Source organism: Streptomyces sp. NPDC026589, assembly GCF_040638385.1.
In the GTDB taxonomy this organism is placed as follows: domain Bacteria; phylum Actinomycetota; class Actinomycetes; order Streptomycetales; family Streptomycetaceae; genus Streptomyces.
On record NZ_JBEZYG010000002.1, the window covers coordinates 614,633 to 629,720 of the forward strand.

Annotated in this window: 14 protein-coding genes and 1 pseudogene; 9 read left to right on the forward strand and 6 right to left on the reverse strand. The window is 69.3% G+C overall.

All coding sequences use genetic code 11. The features are described 5' to 3' along the window. The first annotated feature begins 164 nt into the window (after positions 1–164). On the forward strand, positions 165–2,801 hold the full coding sequence (locus tag AB0F29_RS05805; protein WP_361867728.1) for an FHA domain-containing protein: 2,637 nt from the start codon (positions 165–167) through the stop codon (positions 2,799–2,801). Positions 2,802–2,892: 91 nt separating this feature from the next. Here the strand turns inward: AB0F29_RS05805 and AB0F29_RS05810 are convergent, their stop codons facing one another. Further along, positions 2,893–3,690, reverse strand: coding sequence for a transglycosylase SLT domain-containing protein (locus AB0F29_RS05810; protein ID WP_361867730.1), 798 nt, complete (start codon positions 3,688–3,690; stop codon positions 2,893–2,895). A gap of 273 nt (positions 3,691–3,963) precedes the next feature. Then, positions 3,964–4,173 (reverse strand): annotated as a pseudogene (locus tag AB0F29_RS05815) (S-adenosylmethionine:tRNA ribosyltransferase-isomerase); the annotation flags it as partial. A gap of 390 nt (positions 4,174–4,563) precedes the next feature. Here AB0F29_RS05815 and AB0F29_RS05820 point away from each other — a divergent pair. The 3 genes from AB0F29_RS05820 (at position 4,564) to AB0F29_RS05830 (ending at position 6,743) form a co-directional block, all read left to right on the forward strand. Continuing rightward, positions 4,564–5,709, forward strand: coding sequence for a GAF domain-containing sensor histidine kinase (locus AB0F29_RS05820; protein WP_361867731.1), 1,146 nt, complete (start codon positions 4,564–4,566; stop codon positions 5,707–5,709). Next, positions 5,702–6,346 (forward strand): response regulator transcription factor, encoded by a 645-nt coding sequence (locus AB0F29_RS05825; RefSeq protein ID WP_361867733.1) that lies wholly within the window; start codon positions 5,702–5,704, stop codon positions 6,344–6,346. The genes AB0F29_RS05820 and AB0F29_RS05825 overlap by 8 nt, the downstream gene beginning before the upstream one ends. A gap of 145 nt (positions 6,347–6,491) precedes the next feature. Beyond that, the gene (locus tag AB0F29_RS05830; RefSeq protein ID WP_361867735.1) at positions 6,492–6,743 is read left to right on the forward strand and encodes a chaplin; all 252 of its coding nucleotides are present in this window, start codon (positions 6,492–6,494) and stop codon (positions 6,741–6,743) included. 470 nt (positions 6,744–7,213) lie between these two features. On the opposite strand, the gene AB0F29_RS05835 is transcribed toward AB0F29_RS05830, so the two are convergent. Continuing rightward, positions 7,214–7,999 (reverse strand): hypothetical protein, encoded by a 786-nt coding sequence (locus AB0F29_RS05835; protein WP_361867736.1) that lies wholly within the window; start codon positions 7,997–7,999, stop codon positions 7,214–7,216. A 132-nt stretch (positions 8,000–8,131) separates the two neighbouring features. Here AB0F29_RS05835 and AB0F29_RS05840 point away from each other — a divergent pair, with 132 nt between their 5' ends. From AB0F29_RS05840 to AB0F29_RS05855, 4 genes are all read left to right on the forward strand, one after another. Next, positions 8,132–8,929: an ABC transporter ATP-binding protein gene (locus tag AB0F29_RS05840; protein WP_361867738.1), complete on the forward strand. Its 798-nt coding sequence runs from the start codon at positions 8,132–8,134 to the stop codon at positions 8,927–8,929. Between the two features lie 132 nt (positions 8,930–9,061). Continuing rightward, positions 9,062–9,490 carry an NfeD family protein gene (locus tag AB0F29_RS05845; protein ID WP_361867739.1) on the forward strand — a complete coding sequence of 143 codons (429 nt, stop codon included), beginning with the start codon at positions 9,062–9,064 and terminating at the stop codon, positions 9,488–9,490. A gap of 165 nt (positions 9,491–9,655) precedes the next feature. Then, positions 9,656–10,678, forward strand: a complete 1,023-nt coding sequence (locus tag AB0F29_RS05850; RefSeq protein ID WP_361867741.1) for an SPFH domain-containing protein — start codon at positions 9,656–9,658, stop codon at positions 10,676–10,678. Positions 10,679–10,756: 78 nt separating this feature from the next. Further along, complete coding sequence (locus AB0F29_RS05855) at positions 10,757–11,530, forward strand: sulfite exporter TauE/SafE family protein (RefSeq protein ID WP_361867742.1); 774 nt, start codon at positions 10,757–10,759, stop codon at positions 11,528–11,530. 105 nt (positions 11,531–11,635) lie between these two features. On the opposite strand, the gene AB0F29_RS05860 is transcribed toward AB0F29_RS05855, so the two are convergent. The 3 genes from AB0F29_RS05860 to AB0F29_RS05870 all read right to left on the reverse strand — a co-directional run bounded on the left by AB0F29_RS05860 (position 11,636) and on the right by AB0F29_RS05870 (position 13,676). After that, complete coding sequence (locus AB0F29_RS05860; RefSeq protein ID WP_361867743.1) at positions 11,636–12,145, reverse strand: HNH endonuclease; 510 nt, start codon at positions 12,143–12,145, stop codon at positions 11,636–11,638. A gap of 138 nt (positions 12,146–12,283) precedes the next feature. Beyond that, positions 12,284–12,820, reverse strand: coding sequence for a YbhB/YbcL family Raf kinase inhibitor-like protein (locus AB0F29_RS05865; protein WP_361867745.1), 537 nt, complete (start codon positions 12,818–12,820; stop codon positions 12,284–12,286). A 73-nt stretch (positions 12,821–12,893) separates the two neighbouring features. After that, on the reverse strand, positions 12,894–13,676 hold the full coding sequence (locus tag AB0F29_RS05870) for a sporulation protein (protein WP_018957755.1): 783 nt from the start codon (positions 13,674–13,676) through the stop codon (positions 12,894–12,896). Between the two features lie 87 nt (positions 13,677–13,763). Between AB0F29_RS05870 and AB0F29_RS05875 the strand changes: the two genes are divergently transcribed. Further along, positions 13,764–14,417, forward strand: coding sequence for a DNA-3-methyladenine glycosylase (locus tag AB0F29_RS05875; protein WP_361867747.1), 654 nt, complete (start codon positions 13,764–13,766; stop codon positions 14,415–14,417). The last annotated feature ends 671 nt before the right edge of the window (positions 14,418–15,088 follow it).

The following is a 15,088-nucleotide window of genomic DNA, read 5'->3' on the forward strand; positions in this document are numbered from 1 at the left end:
CCGTTCCGTGGCTGTTTCGCTCCCCGGTATCGGGGCGTTCGCGCAGGTCTCCGCGCGCTCTTCACCCGCCCGACTTTCGGATAGGGGACTGCTCCTGGAATAGTTCCCCACGATGTTCAGCATCCCTAGACTCCCTGCGATGGGGGTAACACGGGGGACAACTAGTGGGGCGCGGAGTGCCGGAACTCGTACTGGAATTGAATGGCAACACCTGGACGCTCGATCCGTCCAGGTCGTACACCCTGGGACGTGATCCTCAGGGTGACCTGACGATCGACGATGCCAGGGTGTCGTGGCGGCATGCCACGATCAGCTGGAGCGGCCGTAGTTGGTTCATCGAGGACCACGGCAGCACCAATGGCACCTACGTGCGGGGCCAGCGGATCCAGCAGGTGGAAATCGGCCCCGGCTCGGTGCTGCATCTGGGCAACGCCACCGACGGGCCCCGGGTGAGCCTCAGCTCCGCCGCGGGCGCCGGCGTCGCGGGCGGGCACGCGGCCGGTGCTCAGCAGGCACCCGTGCAGCAGCCCCACCACCAGCCCCAGGGGGGCGGCGTGGGCTGGCAAGGACAGCAGGCGCCCGCGCACCAGGCCCCTGCCCAGCACCAAGCCCCTGCCCAGCACCAGGCCCCTGCCCAGCACCAGGCCCCTGCCCCGCAGCAGGCCTGGCAGCAGCAGCCGCAGGCGCCGCAGCAGCAGCCTTCGCACCAGAAGGTGCCGCACCAGCAGAGCCCCGGGCACCCGGCCGGACCGGGACAGGGCGGCGCCGCGGGGGCGCCGCCGGTCTACGGCGACCGCAGCCCGACCACGTTCCACCAGCTGGCCCTCGGCCGGGTCATGCGCATCGGTCGTGCGCTGGAGAACGAGCTGGTCGTCTCCGACCTCCAGGTCTCCCGCAACCACGCCGAGTTCCACGCGACGCCCGACGGCCGCTTCGAGATCCGCGACCTCGGTTCGCACAACGGCACGTACGTCAACGGTCTGCCGCTCCACAAGTCCGGCTCCGCGCTCATCGGCGCGAACGACATCGTCGGCGTCGGCCACTCGACGTTCCGGCTGGTCGGGGACCGGCTGGAAGAGTTCGTCGACACCGGTGAGGTCTCCTTCTCCGCCCGCCACCTGACGGTGACGGTCGACGGCGGGAAGCAGATCCTCAAGGACGTCTCCTTCGGCGTCCCCGAGAAGTCGCTGATCGCGGTCATCGGCCCGTCCGGTTCCGGAAAGTCCACTCTGCTCAAGGCGCTCACCGGCTACCGGCCCGCCAACCAGGGTGACGTCCTCTACGACAACCGAAACCTGTACAAGCAGTTCGCCGAGCTGCGCCAGCGCATCGGTCTGGTCCCGCAGGACGACATCCTGCACAAGGAACTGACCGTCACCAAGGCCCTCAAGTACGCGGCCAAGCTCCGCTTCCCCGCGGACACCACCGAGGCCGAGCGCCAGTCCCGGATCACCGAGGTCCTCGCCGAGCTCAAGCTCGACATCCACAAGGACAAGAAGATCACGTCGCTCTCCGGCGGCCAGCGCAAGCGCGTCTCGGTCGCCCTGGAGCTGCTCACCAAGCCCTCGCTGATCTTCCTGGACGAGCCGACCTCCGGCCTCGACCCGGGCATGGACCGCGATGTCATGCAGCTGCTGCGCGGCCTCGCCGACGACGGCCGCACGGTACTCGTCGTCACGCACTCGGTCGCCGAGCTGGCGATCTGCGACAAGCTCCTCGTCATGGCCCCCGGCGGTTCCGTCGCCTACTTCGGTCCGCCGGAGGAAGCGCTGAACTTCTTCGGCTACACCAGCTGGGCCGACGTCTTCTCCGCCTTCGAGAACTACCGCGACTACGACTGGGCGGGCCGCTGGCGCGGTTCGCAGCACTACCAGATGTACGCCGCCGACATCGACGCGGTCGCGGCCCAGCCGGTCAACATGCCGCCCCCGCAGCAGATGCGCCCGCCGAAGCCGCAGACCTGGGGCACGCAGCTGTGGACCCTGGTGCGCAGGTACGTCTCCGTCATCGCCTCCGACAAGGCATTCCTCGGCCTGATGGTGGCGCTGCCCGCGGTGATCGGTGTGCTGAGCGCGGTCATTCCGGCGGAGTTCGGGCTGGCGGCGCCCACCCCGCCGACCCGGTTCAACGGGAAAGCCGGAATGATCCTGCTGATCCTCGCGGTCGGCATCTGTCTGGCCGCCTCGGCCAGCTCCGTACGAGAACTGATCAAGGAACGCGTCATCTACGAACGGGAACGGGCCACCGGCCTCTCCCGCTCGGCCTATCTGGCGTCCAAGGTGATCGTGCTCGGCGTGATCACCGCGCTGCAGAGCGTCATCCTCTGCGCCATCTGCTTCGCCGCCCGTGACCTCCCGGCCGAGGGCCTGTTCATGCCCCCGGCCGTCGAGATCTGCCTCTCCATCGTGGCGCTCGGGTTCACCTCGATGATGTTCGGCCTGATGATCTCCGCGCTGGTCAAGACCTCCGAGATGACCATGCCGCTGCTGGTGATGTTCGCGATCGTCCAGCTGGTGTTCACCGGAGTCCTCTTCCAGGTGTACGGGACGGCCGGCCTGGAGCAGCTCACCTGGCTGATGCCTTCCCGCTGGGGCGTGGCAGCGGCCGGTTCCACGCTGGACCTGGCCAACCTGATGCCGCCGTGGGACCCGAAGAACCCGTCCGACCTGGACCCGCTCTGGGAGGCGACGGCGACCCAGTGGGGGATCAACATCCTCGTGCTGCTGGTGATCGGCCTCATCTGCGCTGTCGCGGTCTCCCGGCTGCTGCGCCGCCACGAGCCCGAGGTCATGCGCAAGTAGGGCCCGTACGGAACGATGCCGGAGGCCGTCACCCCCTCGGGGGTGCCGGCCTCCGGCATGTGTACGGCTGCGCTCAGCTGTGTGGCCGGGCTCAGTACGCGCTGTCGACGTTGTCCATGGTGCCGTAACGGTCGGCCGCGTAGTTGCAGGCGGCGACGATGTTGGCGACCGGGTCGTACAGGTCCTTCTTGGTGCCCGCCACGTGGTAGCGGTCGAAGGTCGGCTGGATCACCTGGAGCAGGCCCTTGGAAGGGATGCCGTTCCGGGCGTTGATGTCCCAGTTGTTGATGGCCCAGCGGTTACCGCTGGACTCCCGGATGATGTTGCGGTGGATCCCCTCGTAGGAGCCGGGGATGCCTTCCTTCTTCATGATCGCCATGGCCTCGCGGATCCAGCCGTCCAGGTTGTTCGCGTAGACGGGCTTGCGCGGGGTGGAGCGGTTCGCGGCCTCGGTGCCGCGCTTCTTCGCGTCCGCCTTGGCCTTGGCGGCCTTGTCCTTCGCTTCGGCGGCGGCCTTCGCCTTCGCCTTGGCGTCCGCGGCGGCCTTGGCCTTCGCCTCGGACGCGGCCTTCGCCTTCGCGGCGGCGGCCTTGGTCTCGGCGGCGGCCTTCGCCTTGGCGGCGTCGGCGGCCTTCACCAGCTGCTCGGCGGTGGAGTGCTGCTCGAGCATGCTGTTCTGCACGGTCTTGGCCTGGGCGGAGCCCGCGGCGTTGGTGAAGGCCACGGGCGCGGCGGCAGCCGCTGCCTGCGGGGCGATCTCGGCCTCGGCGTTCGACGGGACGAGCGAGAAGGTCAGGGCGGCGACGCCAAGGGCCGACACACCGGCCACGGAGATCTTCTGGACCTTGTTCAGACGACGGACACGGCTGGGTATGCGAGTCGCAGACATGTAGGGCTACCTCTTCGAATGCTCAGGGTGTCCTCACGGAGGACGAGACCGGAGGTGGTGATGCGTACCTCCGTCGGGGACGAGAGCAATTCTTAGCGGCAGCAAAATCAGGTGGCAAAGGTGTGACGTACGAAGATGGGTAGTGGAAGAGGGTCCTGTTCGTCCGAATTGACCTCCATGTGCGCCTGTCTAAATCGCCCTTATGTGCCCACTAAGTACGTTCGTAAGTGACGTAGGCCCTATGCCTGGGCTCACATCGGCGACGTGACGGTCTCACCGTTCGTTGCTAGAGCAATTCATAGCGTCACGTTTCTCATCCGGCAGGATGAGGTGGACGTCCCCGAACTCGTGCCAGAGGTGGCGCTCCTGGAGCGCCGTGTCGTACCCGAGGCGCGGCGCCTCGCGCCCCGCCACCGCCTGCGGCGTCAGCAGGTGCGAGGCCTCCGGCTCGTCCAGCCCGGTCAGCACCCCGTCCACCACCCCGTCCACCACCCCACCCGCACGTCCCGCCGCGGCGTCACCCCCAGATCCGGCCGGCCCCCCGTCCCCAGCCGCTCGGAGCGCCAGCACGGCCGTCGCCCCGTAGCCGCCCCACGCCGGGTACGGCCACCCGTGATCGTCGCGACCGGCAGGGTGGGCGCTCCCTTCGTACCGTCGGCTTCCGCCGGGAGACCCCGAGAACCCACCGGAGGAAGCCCCGGTCGCACCGTGCCTCGCCCGGCGGCCCGGTACTTCGACGACAGGTCGTACAGGCCCGGGCAGTCCTACGACCTTCGGCGGAGGGGCCCCGCAGCCAGGACCTAGGCCACCCGCACCTCCACCACCGCCCCCGGCCCGATACGACCGTGCGGCCCTCGCCGGTACGGTGATCCCATGAGTCATCGCCCACCGTCCGGCCTGGCCGCGGTGAGTGCCGCGCTCCTCGCGATGAGTCGGCACCTCGAAGTGGGCGACGTCCTCAAGACGATCGTCGCCTCCGCCCGTGAACTGCTCGACGCCCAGTACGCGGCCCTCGGCGTCCCGGACGACCACGGCGGCTTCGCCCAGTTCGTGGTCGACGGCGTCAGCGACGAACAGTGGAAGGCCATCGGCCCGCTGCCCCGCCAGCACGGCATCCTCGCCGCGATGCTCCACCAGTCGAAGCCCGAGCGCCTCGCCGACGTCCGCAAGGACCCCCGCTTCGAGGGCTGGCCCGATGCCCACCCCGACATGTCCGACTTCCTCGGCCTGCCCATCACGGACGGCGACGAGATCATCGGAGCGCTGTTCCTCGCCAACAAGCTGTGCCCCAAGCCCGAGGGCGGCTGCGGCTTCACCGCCGAGGACGAGGAACTGCTCCAGATGTTCGCCCAGCACGCAGCCATCGCGCTCACCAACGCCCGCCTCTACGAGCGCAGCCGTGAACTGACCATCGCCGAGGAACGCTCCCGGCTGGCCCACGAACTGCACGACGCGGTCAGCCAGAAGCTGTTCTCGCTCCGCCTCACCGCCCAGGCCGCCACCGCCCTCGTCGACCGCGACCCGGTCCGCGCCAAGGGCGAGCTCCAGCAGGTCGCCGCCCTCGCCGCCGAGGCGGTCGACGAGCTGCGGGCCGCCGTCGTGGAACTGCGCCCCGCCGCCCTCGACGAGGACGGGCTCATCGCCACCCTCCGCACCCAGATCCAGGTCCTGGACCGGGCGCATGCCGCCGAGGTCGCCTTCGAGAGCCGCGGAGTGCGCGCGCTGCCCGCCGCCCAGGAGGAAGCACTGCTCCGGGTCGCGCAGGAGGCCCTCCACAACGCCCTGCGCCACTCCGGTGCGGAGCGCGTGCGCGTCTCCCTGGTCCGGCGCGGCGCCGGCACCGTCCTCCGTGTCACCGACGACGGGGCGGGTTTTGACCCCACTGCCGTGCGGCGGGCGGGCCGCCACCTCGGCCTCGTCTCCATGCGCCACCGGGCGAACAGCGTCGGCGGCCGACTCACCGTTGCCTCGGAGCCCGGCAAGGGCGCCACGATCGAGATGGAGGTCCCCGGTGGCTGACAAGATCATCAGGGTGCTGCTGGTCGACGACCATCAGGTGGTCCGCCGCGGACTGCGTACGTTCCTGGAGATCCAGGACGACATAGAGGTCGTCGGCGAGGCGTCCGACGGTGCGGAGGGCGTGGCCCGGACCGAGGAGCTGCACCCCGACATCGTGCTGATGGACATCAAGATGCCCGGCACCGACGGCATCGAGGCCCTGCGCCGCCTCCGGGAGCTCGACAACCCCGCAAAGGTGCTCATCGTCACCAGCTTCACCGAGCAGCGCACGGTGGTCCCCGCCCTGCGCGCCGGAGCCTCCGGTTACGTCTACAAGGACGTCGACCCGGACGCCCTGGCCGGGGCGATCCGATCGGTCCACGCCGGTCACGTCCTGCTCCAGCCGGAGGTCGCGGGAGCGCTGCTCGCCCAGGACGACGCGGGTCCCGGCACGGGCCGGGGGAGCACGCTCACGGAGCGGGAACGCGAAGTCCTCGGCCTCATCGCGGACGGACGTTCGAACCGCGAGATCGCCCGTGCGTTCGTCCTCTCGGAGAAGACGGTCAAGACGCATGTGTCGAACATCCTGATGAAGCTCGACGTAGCCGACCGAACCCAGGCGGCACTGTGGGCGGTACGCAACGGAGCGGCGGGCTGACGTCGGCGCCGCCCAGGTTCCCGTCCGGACTGAGGTTCATACTGTCGTGTGTATGTCACCCGTACGGCGCATCCTTCCGGGCCGTACGGCGTTCTCCAGGGCGTGCTGCGACGGCTTGTCGCAGCCTCTCTAGGAGGATCCTGAAGTGAAGAACCTGAAGAAGGCCGCCGCCATCACCATGATCGCGGGCGGGCTCGTCGCCGCCGGTGCCGGAGCCGCCTCCGCCACCGGTCACAGCGGCGCCGACGCCCATGGCGTGGCCACCCACTCCCCGGGCGTCGCCAGCGGCAACCTCGCGCAGGTTCCCGTCGCCGTCCCGGTGAACGTGGTCGGCAACACCGTCAACGTGGTGGGCCTGCTCAACCCGGCCTTCGGCAACTTCGGCCTCAACCACTGACCCACCCCCAAGCCCCTCCCGAAAGCCGGACGCCCCTCCTTTCCCCAAGGGCCCGTCCGGCTTTCGCCCCGCGGACTCCGCCCGGCCCTCTCCAGCCTGTCCGGCGTTTGAGGACGGACCCCTCGCCAAGGCGCCCGGAGCCCTACGACCCCGCAGGGCCGTGGGGCCCCCGCCGCCGCGGGGCCGCCCCACCCAGCTGACCCGGCGCACCCACCCAGCCCGTCCGGCGCTTGAGGACGGAACCCTCGCCAAGGGGGGCCGAGCTGTACGTCCCCCCAGGGCCGTGGGACCCCCGCCCCCGCCGGGCCGGCCGCACCCATACGCACCCAGCCCGTCCGGCGCTTGAGGACGGGCCCCCGAGCCGGAACCCCCGGGGCCGGGGCCCCCGAGCCGGGACCCCCGAGCCGGGACCCCCGCACCCCGGGGTCACCCCAGCCCGTCCGGCGCTTGAGGACAGAAGGCCGCAGGGCCTACCGCCGAACCTCCCCGCCCTCCACATACGCGTTGTACGCCGCCACCTGAGCCCGCCGAGCCACCCGCTCCACCGGCCGCAACGCCTCCCCCCGCGCCGCGATCTCCGACGCGCTCACCGCCCCGCCGTGCCCGTTCTCGTACGCCACCGAGACCAGCAGCCCCACCCGCTGCGCCATCTCCAGCACCCGCACCGCCCGCGGCGGATACCCGGGCGCCAGCACCTCGCGCCCCAGCTCCGCCCGCGCCCGGTACGCGTCCACCGCGGCCTCCGCCACCGGCCCGGAACCGGCCACGTCCAGCCGCGACAGCACCGCCGTCGCATCCCGCAACGCCTCCGCGAGCTCCCGCTCCGCCTCGCCCAGGGACGGCACGTCCGCGGGCGGCGCCTCCCGTACCGGCAGCACCCGCCACACCACCTCGACGTGCAGATCCCCGGCCGGCCCCGCCTCGGTGACCTCCGGCACCAGCCCGTACGCCACCCCGTACGCGACCACCGCCTCCTCCGCCTCCAGCGCCCGCGCGTTGAAATCGGGCGGACCGCTCAGCCCCAGCGGATGCCCCGGCACCGGCAGCGCCACCCGGAACCCGGTCGCCCCCAACCGCCTCAGCCGGCCGAGCGCCAGCGTGAGCCCGACCGGCCCCGCCTCACCCGGCAGTCCATCGACGCGGTGCACCGCGTCCTCCCCGACAATCGCGAGGGCCGCCTCGTCCGGCGAGACGAGTCCCGCCAGAAGCGCGTTTCCCCAAGCGGCCAACAACCCTGAACGTGGTTCGACAAGCATGCCGACAGCCTAGGCAACGCCTGGGAACGGCCCTCACGCCTGAAGCACTCGCGCGGTGGCGTAGGTTTTCCCTGGGAGCCGTGCCCACCGGCACGCGACGATCGACGAGACTGCATGGGGAGACAACGCGCCATGAGCGATGTACTGGAGCTGGTGGACGTATCCGTGGTCCGCGACGGACGCGCTCTGGTGGACGATGTCTCCTGGTCGGTCAAGGAGGGGGAGCGCTGGGTCATCCTGGGCCCCAACGGCGCCGGCAAGACGACCCTCCTCAACCTCGCCTCCAGCTACCTCTTCCCGAGCACGGGAACGGCCACCATCCTCGGCGAACAGCTCGGCGGCGTCGGCACCGACGTCTTCGAGCTCCGCCCCCGGATCGGCATGGCGGGCGTGGCGATGGCCGACAAGCTGCCCAAGCGCCAGACGGTGCTGCAGACGGTCCTCACCGCCGCGTACGGCATGACCGCCACCTGGCACGAGAACTACGAAGCCGTCGACGAGGAGCGCGCCCGCGCCTTCCTCGACCGCCTCGGCATGACCGCGTACCTGGACCGCAGGTTCGGCACGCTCTCCGAAGGAGAGCGCAAGCGCACCCTGATCGCCCGCGCCATGATGACCGACCCCGAACTGCTGCTCCTGGACGAGCCCGCCGCCGGGCTCGACCTCGGCGGGCGCGAGGACCTCGTACGCCGCCTCGGCCGCCTCGCCCGCGACCCGTTCGCCCCCTCCATGATCATGGTCACCCACCATGTCGAGGAGATCGCGCCCGGGTTCACCCACGTCCTGATGATCCGCCAGGGCAAGATCCTCGCGGCCGGCCCCATGGAGACGGAGCTCAGCTCCCGCAACCTCTCCCTCTGCTTCGGACTGCCGCTCATCGTCGAGCACACCGGCGACCGCTACACCGCCCACGGCCTCCCGCTCTCCTGACCCCGACTCCGCCGCGTACGGCCCTCCCGCCGGGTGGAAACAGGCCCTCGCGCCACGATCGGCAGGCCGTGCACCGCAGTTGGCCACCCGTGCGCCCTGTCGGTGACGCACCAACAGTCCTACGATGACCATGTGGACATCGACGCATGGGTGTGGTGGCTGATCGGCGCGGTGGGGCTGGGCATCCCCCTCGTCCTGACCGCGATGCCCGAATTCGGGATGTTCGCCGTCGGGGCGGTGGCCGCATCGGCCGTCGCCGCCCTCGGCGGCGGGATCGTCGCCCAGGTTCTGGTCTTCGTCCTGGTCTCGGTCGCGCTGATCGCCGTCGTGCGCCCGATCGCCGCCAGACACCGGGCCGGACAGGCAGGGCACGCCAGCGGCATCGACGCCCTGAAGGGACGTCAGGCGGTCGTGCTGGAACGGGTATCGGCTTCCGGAGGCCGCATCAAGCTCGCCGGTGAGGTCTGGTCGGCCCGCACGCTCGACGCCGACCAGGTCTTCGACCCCGGCAGCCAGGTCGATGTCGTGGACATCGACGGAGCGACGGCCGTCGTCATGTGACCGAAGCGTGCACGGGGCGGGCCCAGGTCTGCCAGACTCGAAGTCGATCATGTCGATCATCGTGAAAACCTGGACCGGCCCCCAACGCACGGACCACCGGCTCCATGTGAGAACCGACCCCGATCACCGCGATCCACCGGCCAACCGAAGGGCACGAGAGACACCATGAATTCGATCGTCATCGTTCTGATCATTCTGGTGGTGCTCGTCTTCATCGCCCTGATCAAGACGATTCAGGTCATCCCGCAGGCCAGCGCCGCCATCGTGGAGCGGTTCGGCCGCTACACCCGCACCCTGAACGCGGGCCTGAACATCGTCGTCCCGTTCATCGACTCGATCCGCAACCGGATCGACCTCCGTGAACAGGTGGTGCCCTTCCCGCCGCAACCGGTGATCACCCAGGACAACCTGGTAGTCAACATCGACACCGTCATCTACTACCAGGTCACCGACGCCCGCGCCGCGACCTACGAAGTCGCCAGCTACATCCAGGCGATCGAGCAGCTCACCGTCACCACCCTCCGTAACATCATCGGCGGCATGGACCTGGAGCGGACCCTCACCTCCCGTGAGGAGATCAACGCCGCCCTGCGCGGAGTCCTCGACGAAGCGACCGGCAAGTGGGGCATCCGCGTCAACCGCGTCGAGCTCAAGGCCATCGAGCCGCCGACCTCCATCCAGGACTCGATGGAGAAGCAGATGCGCGCCGACCGCGACAAGCGCGCCGCGATCCTCACCGCCGAGGGCATCAGGCAGTCCCAGATCCTCACCGCCGAGGGCGAGAAGCAGTCCGCGATCCTGCGGGCCGAAGGCGAGTCCAAGGCGGCGGCCCTGCGCGCCGAAGGCGAAGCCCAGGCCGTCCGCACGGTCTTCGAGGCCATCCACGCCGGAGACCCGGACCAGAAGCTCCTCTCGTACCAGTACCTCCAGATGCTCCCGAAGATCGCCGAGGGCGACGCCAACAAGCTCTGGATCGTGCCCAGCGAGATCGGCGACGCGCTCAAGGGCCTCAGCGGAGCCTTCGGGAACGTCGGTGGTGGCATGCCCGGCTTCAACACCGGCGGCAATGGCGGCAACGGCAACGGCGGCAACGGCAATGGCGGCAATGGCGGCAACGGCGGCGGAAACGGTCACGGCTCCATCCCCGCCCCGGCGGTGGAACGACGCGAGGAACCCCCGGTCTCCTGACCCGAAAGCCCTTTCGTGCATGATCAGTGAGGCCCCTCGACCTTCATGGCGGGGAGGCGTCACTGACCAACGAAGGAGATGGCCTTGTCCATCTGGGAAATACTCGCCGTCTTCGCGGCCGGCGTCGGAGCGGGCACGATCAACACGATCGTCGGCTCGGGCACGCTGATCACCTTCCCCGTCTTGCTCGCCACCGGCCTCCCGCCGGTCACCGCGACCGTGTCCAACGCGCTGGGTCTCATCCCCGGCTCCATCAGCGGGGCCATCGGCTACCGCAAGGAACTCGCCGGACAGCGCCGACGCATCCTCAAACTGAGTGTCGGCGCGGCGATCGGCGGCCTCTGCGGGGCCACCCTGCTCCTCGCCCTGCCCTCCACCGCCTTCGAGACGATCGTCCCGGTCCTGGTCGCCCTGGCCCTCGTCCTGGTGATCCTGCAACCACGCATCAGCAAAGCCGTCCAGCGGCGCCGCGAACGCACCGGTGCCACGCCCCGCACCGACGGCGGTCCACTCCTGTTCACCGGCCTGATGCTCGCCAGCGTCTACGGCGGCTACTTCACCGCCGCCCAGGGGATCATCTACCTGTCGTTGATGGGCATGCTGCTCGACGACACCATGCAGCGCCTCAACGCCGTCAAGAACGTCCTGGCGGCCGTGGTCAACACCATCGCCGCGCTGTTCTTCCTCTTCATGGCCCACTTCGACTGGACCGCCGTCGTCCTCATCGCGGTCGGCTCGGCCATCGGCGGCCAGATAGGCGCCAAGGTCGGCCGCCGGCTGAGCCCCACCGTCCTGCGCGCCCTCATCGTCGCCGTCGGCACGATGGCCATCATCCAACTGCTGCTCCGCTGACGTACGTGGGCCCGCCCACAGGGGCGGGCCCACGGATACACCACCCGACGTACGCCGACTACGTCACGGCTCCCAGCGGCCGCGTCGGACGATCACTCCGGCGCTCTACGCCGCCGCTGCCCGGTCCAGCCACTCCGGCAGCGCCGAGCGGTCGCCGGACCCCATCGCCAGCAGCATCGCCTCGGCGGGGGAGGGGACGAACGGCTGCCTCAGCAGCGGCATCCCCGCCTGGTCCGGCGTCCGGGCGGCCTTGCGGTGGTTGTCCTCGGCACAGGAGGCCACCGTGTTCAGCCAGGTGTCCTGCCCGCCCTGGGCGCGCGGCACCACATGGTCGACGGTGGACGCCCGCCGCCCGCAGTACGCGCACCGGTGCTGGTCCCGTATCAGCACACCCCTTCTGGACCACGGCGCCTGTCTTCGGAACGGCACCCGTACGTACCGGCAGAGCCGGATCACCCGGGGCACCGGAATGTCCACGGCGGCACCACGCATACGGAGCTCGGGATGCGACTGCTCGACGACGGCCTTGTCCGTCAGGATCAGGACCACCGCACGGTTCAGCGTCACTGTCGACAGCGGCTCGAAGCTCGCGTTGAGAACCAGCGTGTCACGCATCCTGCCCACCTCCCGTGTGCCGCCCGCCCCCTGGCAGGCCCGGATCAACTCTGGCTGGGCAGGCCGCGATGGACAACGCAATAAAAAATGCCCTGCTCTGATCTCTCCAAGACCAGAGCAGGGCAAACAGCAGACGAACTAATCGCCGGAAGGAGCCTCGTACTCACCGATCAGCTGAGCACGCCCCAGTGTGTGGAACCGGAGATTGAATCCGGCCACGGCGGGAGACGCGTCGCTGTCGATGCCGAGCTTCTCGGTGTCCACCGCGTACACGGTGAACACATAGCGGTGGTTCTCCCCGGGCGGCGGCGCGGCACCCCCGAAATCCTTGGAGCCGTAGTCGTTGCGGGCCTGGACGGCCCCTCCGGGCAGCCCCTCGAACCTTCCGCTGCCCGCACCGGCCGGAAGCTCCGTCACCGAGGCCGGGACGTCGAAGAGCACCCAGTGCCAGAACCCGCTGCCCGTCGGGGCATCCGGGTCGAAGCACGTCACGGCGAAGCTCCTGGTCCCTTCGGGGAAACCCTCCCACCGCAGCTGCGGCGAAGTGTTCCCGCCCGCAAGCACCTGGGCATCGCCCAGCACAGCCCCCGGCGCCAGGTCGTCGCTCACCACGGTGAACGCCGGGACCTCCGGATGGAAGTCGTGCGGCAGCGGGGCCCTCTTCGGCTCGGTCACGTCTCGCACCTCTCCTGTATCGGTTCGTCTGCCTTCCCACCCGACTCTAGGGGGCGGTGCCCTCCTCCAGGCCCTAGCTCCAGTTGCGCTGTCCGCCGACCTGGGCGAGCCACTGGTTGAGGTAAGCGGCCCAGTCGGTCTGCTGGTAGTCCTGCAGCCCCACCTTGAACGCGCGGTAGGAGTCGCTGCCCTCGCTGAACAGCCCCGGCTTCTTGTCCATCTCCAGGACGACGTCCATCTCGCGGTCGTCGGCGATGAACGTCAGCTCCACCTGGTTCAGACCGCGGTACTGCGTCGGCGGCACGAACTCGATCTCCTGGTAGAACGGCAGCCGCTGACGCGTACCGCGGATGTGTCCGCGCTCCATGTCCGCGCTGCGGAAGCCGAAGCCCAGCTGCCGGAAGGCGTCCAGGATGGCCTCCTGCGCCGGCAGCGGGTGCACGTTGATCGGGTCCAGGTCACCGGAGTCCAGCGCGCGGGCGATCTCCAGCTCGGTGGTCACCCCGATGTTCATCCCCCGCAGCTGCTGGCCGCCGAACATGGTGATCGGCGTCTCCCACGGGATCTCCAGACCGAACGGCACCACGTGCACCGCGCCCGCCTGCACCTCGAAGGCGCCCCCGAGGCTCTGCTTGGTGAACTCGATGTCCTGCTTGGTCTCCTGGTCCCCGCCCTCGACCTCGACCCGCGCCTGGAGGCCGACGGAGAGCCCCTCGATCTGCTGGGCGACCGAACCGCCCTGGATCCGCACCTCGCCCTGGACGACCCCACCGGGGACGACGTTCACCTCGGTGAGCTCGGTCTCCACCGAGGCACCGCCGGCACCCATGCTCGCGAGCAGCCGCTTGAAGCCCATAGTCACTCCTTCTAGGTTCTGACCCCTACATACGCGCCACGACGGTAGCCGGTTCCCTTCCGCGCGATCCCAGTACCCTCGGTCGCCATGACCAAGACCCCGGACCGCGCCCCACTGACACGACAGTTCTTCGACCGCTCCGTACTGGAAGTGGCCCCCGACCTCCTGGGCCGCACGCTCGTCCGCCGCAGCGCGGCGGGCACGATCGAGCTGCGCCTGACCGAGGTGGAGGCGTACGCGGGCGAGGTCGACCCCGGATCGCACGCCTTCCGGGGCCGCACCGCGCGCAACAGCGTGATGTTCGGCCCGCCCGGTCACGCATACGTCTACTTCACGTACGGGATGTGGCACTGCCTCAACCTGGTCTGCGGCCCGGAAGGCCGTGCGAGCGGGGTTCTGCTCCGGGCGGGCGAGATCGACGTCGGCGCCGCGCTGGCCCGCGACCGACGTCTCTCGGCCCGTAATGACAAGGAACTGGCCAAAGGCCCGGCCCGGCTCGCCACCGCCCTTGATGTGGACCGTGCCCTGGACGGCAGCGATCTCTTCGGCGGCCCCGCTTCGGCCCTGTCCGTACTGCACGGCACCCCGCCGCCGCGCGCCCTCGTACGCAGCGGCCCCCGGACAGGGGTGGGCGGCGACGGCGCCCACCAGCCGTGGCGCTTCTGGATCGAGGGAGACCCCACGGTGAGCCCGTACCGCGCCCACGCACCGCGCCGTCGGCCGAGCACCAAGGCAACTTGACGCACTCTCGGCAGACGCCTAATGTAGTCCGAGCCGCTTGACACGGGTACAGATATCGGCACAGTCCATCGGACCGGGCCGAGCCACTCGAAGCGACCAAACCACTACCTACGACTCACCCTGGCGGGTGTGAATTCGGCATGCCGTATTCGCTCTATCGACTCGATTATGAGTTGCCAAGAGAATCGGCTAACGTAGTGAACACGCCGAAAGGCAAGGCCACTCCGCAGGCCATCAGAAATCAAATTCGGACCGGAAACGGAACGAAAAAGAGTCTGGTAAAGTCGGACTCGCCGGAAAGGGAGAACGCGAAAGCGGAGGACCTGGAAAGCGAGATGTGAGACCCGCTTCGACCGGGAATCGGACACGAAAGAGTCTGATAGAGTCGGAAACGCAAGACAGCAGGACAGCAAGACAAAGAAGTAAACGAAGGGAAGCGCCCGGAGGGCCCCGGTGAAACGGGACCGAAGGAAGCGTCCGTTCCTTGAGAACTCAACAGCGTGCCAAAAGTCAACGCCAGATATGTTGATACCCCGGCCTGCTTCGGCAGGTTGGTGGTTCCTTTGAAAGTCCTATGGGTTCACTTCGGTGACCGGTAGGCAATAACACAGCGAGGACGCTGAGAACAACGGGTCTTATTCCGACCGGTTGTTCCGCTCTCGTGATGTGTG